The organism is uncultured Methylobacterium sp., from assembly GCF_964251405.1.
Classification (GTDB): domain Bacteria; phylum Pseudomonadota; class Alphaproteobacteria; order Rhizobiales; family Beijerinckiaceae; genus Methylobacterium.
On record NZ_CAXUJR010000079.1, the window covers coordinates 10574 to 16512 of the forward strand.

At 66.0% G+C, this 5939-nt stretch carries 6 protein-coding genes; 3 read left to right on the plus strand and 3 right to left on the minus strand.

The genetic code is table 11. From position 1 onward, the window contains the following. The 3 genes from yidC to ACFE7U_RS13800 all read left to right on the plus strand — a co-directional run. On the plus strand, positions 1 to 852 hold an 852-nt coding region (gene yidC / locus ACFE7U_RS13790), incomplete at its 5' end, for a membrane protein insertase YidC (RefSeq protein WP_375410292.1). A gap of 73 nt (positions 853 to 925) precedes the next feature. Then, a complete protein-coding gene (gene yihA, locus ACFE7U_RS13795; RefSeq protein ID WP_375410293.1) occupies positions 926 to 1576 on the plus strand; it encodes a ribosome biogenesis GTP-binding protein YihA/YsxC in 651 nt (216 codons plus the stop codon). Beyond that, the gene (locus tag ACFE7U_RS13800; RefSeq protein ID WP_375410294.1) at positions 1573 to 1953 is read left to right on the plus strand and encodes a DUF423 domain-containing protein; all 381 of its coding nucleotides are present in this window, start codon (positions 1573 to 1575) and stop codon (positions 1951 to 1953) included. The genes yihA and ACFE7U_RS13800 overlap by 4 nt, the downstream gene beginning before the upstream one ends. A 100-nt stretch (positions 1954 to 2053) precedes the next feature. Here ACFE7U_RS13800 and ACFE7U_RS13805 read toward each other — a convergent pair whose 3' ends face one another. The 3 genes from ACFE7U_RS13805 to ACFE7U_RS13815 all read right to left on the minus strand — a co-directional run. Beyond that, on the minus strand, positions 2054 to 2647 hold the full coding sequence (locus tag ACFE7U_RS13805) for a carboxymuconolactone decarboxylase family protein (protein WP_375410295.1): 594 nt from the start codon (positions 2645 to 2647) through the stop codon (positions 2054 to 2056). A gap of 79 nt (positions 2648 to 2726) precedes the next feature. Beyond that, complete coding sequence (locus ACFE7U_RS13810) at positions 2727 to 4163, minus strand: short-chain fatty acid transporter (protein WP_375410296.1); 1437 nt, start codon at positions 4161 to 4163, stop codon at positions 2727 to 2729. Between the two features lie 177 nt (positions 4164 to 4340). After that, positions 4341 to 5939: AAA family ATPase (locus ACFE7U_RS13815; protein ID WP_375410297.1), on the minus strand; the 1599-nt coding region annotated here is incomplete at its 5' end.

Genomic DNA, 5939 nt, shown 5'->3' on the forward strand with positions numbered 1-5939 from the left:
GCGACGCAGCGGCTGTTCGCCGGCGCCAAGGAAGTCAATGCGATCACGACCTACGAGAAGGAGATCGGGATCAAACAGTTCGATCTGATGATCGACTGGGGCTGGTTCCACTTCATCACCAAGCCGATGTTCCGGGCGCTCGACTTCTTCTTCCATCTGTTCGGCAATTTCGGCGTCTCGATCCTCGTCGTCACGTTGCTCCTGAAGATCCTGTTCCTGCCGATCGCGAACAAGTCGTACAAGTCGATGGCCAAGATGAAGGCCGTCCAGCCGGAGATGGTCTCCATCCGCGAGCGCTACGGCGACGACAAGGTGAAACAGCAACAGGCGATGATGGAGCTGTACAAGAAGGAGAAGATCAATCCCGTGGCCGGCTGCTGGCCGGTGCTGATCCAGATCCCGGTCTTCTTCGCGCTCTACAAGGTTCTGTTCATCACCATCGAGATGCGGCACGCGCCGTTCTTCGGCTGGATCCAGGATCTCGCCGCACCCGACCCGTCGAGCTTGCTCAACCTGTTCGGACTGTTGCCCTTCGCGGCGCCGGACTTCGTCCATCTCGGCATCTGGCCCATCATCATGGGCATCACGATGTTCATCCAGATGAAGATGAATCCCGCGCCGCCGGATCCGATCCAGGCGCAGATCTTCACCTTCATGCCGATCGTGTTCACCTTCATGCTCGGCTCGTTCCCGGCCGGTCTGGTCATCTACTGGGCCTGGAACAACACCCTGTCGGTGATCCAGCAATACGTGATCATGCGCCAGAACGGCGTGAAGGTAGAGTTGTGGGACAATCTCAGCGGGATGTTTAAGAAGAAGCCCGCCGACAAGGTCCCGGCCGCCAAGAGCTGATCCGTTCGCAAGAGCTGATCCTTCCGGTCGATGGGTGGGGCACCCTGATCCATCCACCCGTCGGAGCCATGCCATGTCCCAAACCGAAGACGACGCGGCCCTTTTGGAAGCCGGCCGCCTGCTGTTCGCGGGCGCAGCCGACTTCCTCTCCTCCGCCCCGACGGTGGCCGCCCTTCCCGCCATGAAGGGCGTCGAGATCGCGTTTGCCGGCCGCTCGAACGTCGGCAAGTCGAGCCTCGTCAACGCACTGACCGGGCGAAACACCCTGGCGCGGACCTCGCACACGCCGGGTCGGACGCAGCAACTCAATTTCTTCGATATCGGCGGTCGGCTCACCCTCGTGGACATGCCCGGCTACGGCTACGCCAAGGTCGAGAAGGCCAAGGTCGAAGCCTGGACCGACCTCATCCACGACTACCTCAAGGGCCGGGCCAACCTCGCCCGCGTCTTCATGCTGATCGATTCCCGACACGGGCTAAAGGGCATCGACACGGATGTGCTCGACGGCCTCGACAAGGCGGCGGTGAGCTATCAGATCGTGTTGACCAAGGGCGATGCCCTGAAGAAATCGGAGATCACCGCACGGGTGGCGGCGACCCAGGCGGCGCTGGCGAAGCGCCCGGCGGCCTATCCGGAGATCTTGATCACCTCGAGCCGCGACGACAGCGGCGTGCCGGAGTTGCGGGCGAGCGTGGCGCGGTTGCTCGCCGAGCGCGGCGCGTGAGCCTCGCCCTGCCGGAGCGGATCTTGCTGGCGCTCGGCGCGATCGCGGGCCTGCTCGGCGTTGCCGCGAGTGCTGCAGCCGCTCATATTTCCAGCGGCGACGGCCTGAAAACCGCCGCGCAATTTCTGCTGTTTCACGCACCCGCCGTGTTCGGGCTCGTCGCACTCGCGGCGACCGGCGTTTCGCATCGCCTCCTGACGCGGCTGGCAGCCACCGCCCTCCTGATCGGGCTCGTCTTGTTCTCGGGCGATCTCGCGCTGCGGGCGCTTCAAGGAACGTCGCTGTTTCCCATGGCCGCGCCGAGCGGCGGTTTTGTGCTGATGGCAGGCTGGCTCCTCGCCGCCGCAGCGGCGTTCGTCCCTGCGCAGCGGCGATAGCTACGCCGTCGATCGCTCTTGTTCGTCCCGGTGGGGCGGTCGACGAGAGGGTACGGGGTGTTCCTGAGAGCGCGTCGTCGTCGGAGCGGCACGACCAAAGCTACTTGATCAGCGGTGGGAGTTGGGGCTCCGAGCCGGCCGGCAGCGCCGTCTGTGCTGCGTTCATGGTCATGGCAAGAAGCGTGTAATAGCCGTTGATGCCGGCCATCTCGATCGCGCCTTGCTCGCCGAACTTTGCCACCACTCGCTGATAGGTCGTGTCGCTCACGCCCTTGTTGCGGTGGAGCTCTGTCGAGAAGGCGTAAGTCAGCGTCTCCTCCTCGCCCATGACGTCGGGTCGGCGCCCGAGCTGGATCGCGGTCACGACATCCGGGTCGAGTCTCGCTTTCAGCGCGATCGGCTGGTGGATGTGCCATTCGAGTTGCTGGCTCCACTCCCGCGCGGTGATCAGGATGATGAATTCGGACAGCCGGAGCGGCAGTACGCTCCGATAGCGTAGGTGCAGGCCCATGTTGCTGGCGTTCGTCATCAGTTCCGGGCTGCGCAGCAGCGGTACGAATGGACCGAACACCGGCACCTTTCTCGCCGCCAGGAAGTCAGCGGACGCCTTCGTCTGGGCTTCGGTCTGCCGGTCCGCCGGGATTTCCGGCAGGCGGTCCTGAGCCGGGCTTGGACCGATCGCGGTCAAGGTCATGACTATCCCAAGGCAAATTCGTGCGGACATCGAGGTGGCAATCCCGTGCGAAAGGCTTTCTTCTCAGACGATACTCTTCCTAGGGCATCACCGGCGGGTGATAGGTCAGCGTGAAGGCCAGCGCCCACAGCAGGAACAACACCACCGGCAGATGGACCAGAAGCTGCAGGAAGCTGAAACCGACAATGTCGCGGGCCTTCAGGCCGAGGATGCCGAGCAACGGCAGCATCCAGAACGGGTTGATCAGGTTCGGCAGGGCCTCGGCGGCGTTGTAGACCATCACCGCCCAGCCGAGATGGACGTTCAGCTCGTTGGCCGCCTGCATCACGTAGGGCGCCTCGAGGAGCCACTTGCCTCCGCCCGACGGCACGAAGAAGCCGAGCACCGCCGAGTAGACGCCCATCGAGATGGGGAAGCTGCCCGTGGTGTTCAGGCTGACGAAGGCATGGGTGATCAGGTCCGAGACCGAAGTTCCGCCCGCGTTCTTGGCGCCCGTCAGCATGGCGCTGATGGCCGCGTAGAGCGGAAACTGGATCAGAATTCCGGCCGTGGCCGGGACCGAGCGCGCCACGGCGCGCAGGAACCGGATCGGCCGCCAATGCAGCAGCAACCCGAGGGTGAGGAACAGGAGGTTGTAGGTATTGAGGTTCGAGATCGCGGTGATCCAGGATTGCCGGGCGAATTCCTGCCAAATCCAGCCCGCCGCCAGGACGACGAGCAGGATGGTGAGGATCGGCGAGTGCTCCAGCCACTCGCCGGGCTGCGTCGGCCGTGCGATCGTCTCCTCCTCGCGGGCGACGTCGACGCCCATGTCCTCGGCGGTCACGGCCGTGTCTCGGCCCGGCGCCGAGGCGACGGCGATGACCACCGAGATCACGAACAGGATCGCGGCGATCAGCATCGACTGCCAGAGGAAGATCGTCTCGCTGAACGGGATCACGCCGGTGATCGGCAGGAGCGACTTGGGCAGGCTCGCCGGGTTGGCCTGCAGCTGGGCGGCCGAGGAGCTGAGCCCCATCGCCCAGGTGGCGCCGAGCCCGAGATAGGCGGCGGCTCCCGCCGCGCGGTAGTCCATGCGCAATTCGGTGCGGCGGGCCAGCGCACGGGCGAGCAGGCCGCCGAAGATGAGGCTCAGGCCCCAGCTCAGGAAGGACGACAGCATGGTCGCGGCCGCCACGAACCCGACGGCACCCGCGCCGGTCTTCGGAACCCCGGCGAGGCGGTCGATCAGCCGCTGCACCGGCGGCACGGTCGCCACGACGTAGCCGCCGATGGTGACGAAGGCCATTTGCATCGTGAAGGGGATCAGGCTCCAGAAGCCGTCGCCGAAGGTCTTGGCGATGGCGGCGGGTGGCGCGCCGTTGGCGAGGGCGCCCAGCGCCACGACCACCACGGCGATGGCCACGAACACGAAGGCGTCCGGGAACCAGCGCTCGGCCCAGGCCGTGAAGCGGATGCCGAGCTGCGCGAGCCTACCGTCGGACGCCGCTCCGCGCTGAGGTTCTGGCGATGCCATGGGTCGTCCCTTGTGGGGCCGGTCGTCCGCCGCCGGCGCCCTGCGACATGTCGCGCAAACGGCGAGGTCGCTCAACCCCTGCGACGCTGATCGATCCTCGCGAGACCCTCGCCGACGCGCACGAATAGGGCCGCCGATCCGGATGGGATCGACGGCCCCGTCGCAACGCGAGGCAACTCAGTTCAGGGTGACCGTCGGGGGACGCGGGGCCACGCCCACAGCTCGATCGCCGATCATCAGGCCGAGCGGTCCGAGCCTGACCTGAACGGCCTCGCCGTCGTGGAGCACCCCCTCGAGGATCTGCTGCGCCAGCGGATCCTGGATGTTCTTCTGGATCACTCGCTTGAGAGGACGCGCGCCGTAGGCGGGGTCGTAGCCCTTGTCGGCGAGCCAGTCGCGGGCATCCGGCTCGATGGTGAGCGTGATCTTGCGCTCGTCGAGGAGCGTCTGCAGCCGCCCGAGCTGGATCTCCACGATGGTGCCCATCTCAGACCGGCGCAGGCGATGGAACAGGATGATCTCGTCGATCCGGTTCAGGAATTCAGGCCGGAAGTGCCGGCGCACCGTTCCCATCACCTCGTCGCGGACGGCATCGGTATCCTCGCCCTCGGACTGGTTCACCAGATACTCGGCTCCGAGATTCGACGTCATGATCAGGAGAGTGTTGCGGAAATCGACCGTCCGCCCCTGCCCGTCCGTCAGCCGCCCGTCGTCGAGCACCTGCAGCAGGACGTTGAATACGTCCGGATGGGCCTTCTCGATCTCGTCGAACAGCACGACCTGGTAGGGACGCCGCCGCACCGCCTCGGTGAGCGCCCCGCCCTCCTCATATCCGACATAGCCGGGGGGCGCGCCGATGAGGCGGGCCACCGAATGCTTCTCCATGTATTCCGACATGTCGATGCGCACCAAAGCCGTGTCGTCGTCGAACAGAAAGCCGGCGAGCGCCTTCGTCAGCTCGGTCTTGCCCACACCCGTGGGGCCGAGGAACATGAACGACCCGATCGGCCGGTTCGGGTCCTGAAGACCGGCCCGCGCCCGGCGCACGGCGGTCGCCACCGCCTCCACCGCCTCGCGCTGGCCGACGACACGCTTGCCCAAAGCCGCCTCCATGGCCAGCAGCTTGTCGCGCTCGCCCTCCAGCATCTTGTCTACCGGCACGCCGGTCCAGCGCGAGACGACGCCCGCGATATGGGCCGGTGTCACCGCCTCCTCGACCATGCCGTCGCGGGCGACCGCTCCCTCGGTTGCGGCCTCGATCTCGGCGAGCTGCTTCTCCAAGCCCGGGATCACCCCGTAGGCGAGTTCGCCCGCGCGCTGGTACTGTCCCTGGCGCTGAGCGCTGGCGAGCTCGGTACGGGCCTCGTCGAGCTTCTTCTTGAGACCGGCCGCAGCACCGAGCTTGTCCTTCTCGGCTTTCCAGCGGGCGGTGATGGAGGCGGATTGCTCCTCGAGGTCGGCGAGTTCGCGCTCGAGTCTCGCCAGCCGGTCGCGTGAGGCCGAATCCGTCTCCTTCTTCAGCGCCTCCCCCTCGATCTTGCGGCGCACGATCTCGCGGTCGACGTTGTCGAGTTCCTCCGGCTTCGAATCGACCTGCATGCGCAGGCGCGAGCCGGCCTCGTCCATGAGGTCGATCGCCTTGTCGGGCAGGAAGCGGTCGGTGATGTAGCGGTTCGACAGGGTCGCGGCGGCGACGAGCGCCGCATCCTGGATGCGGACGCCGTGGTGCTGCTCGTACTTCTCCTTGATGCCGCGCAGGATCGAGACCGTGTCCTC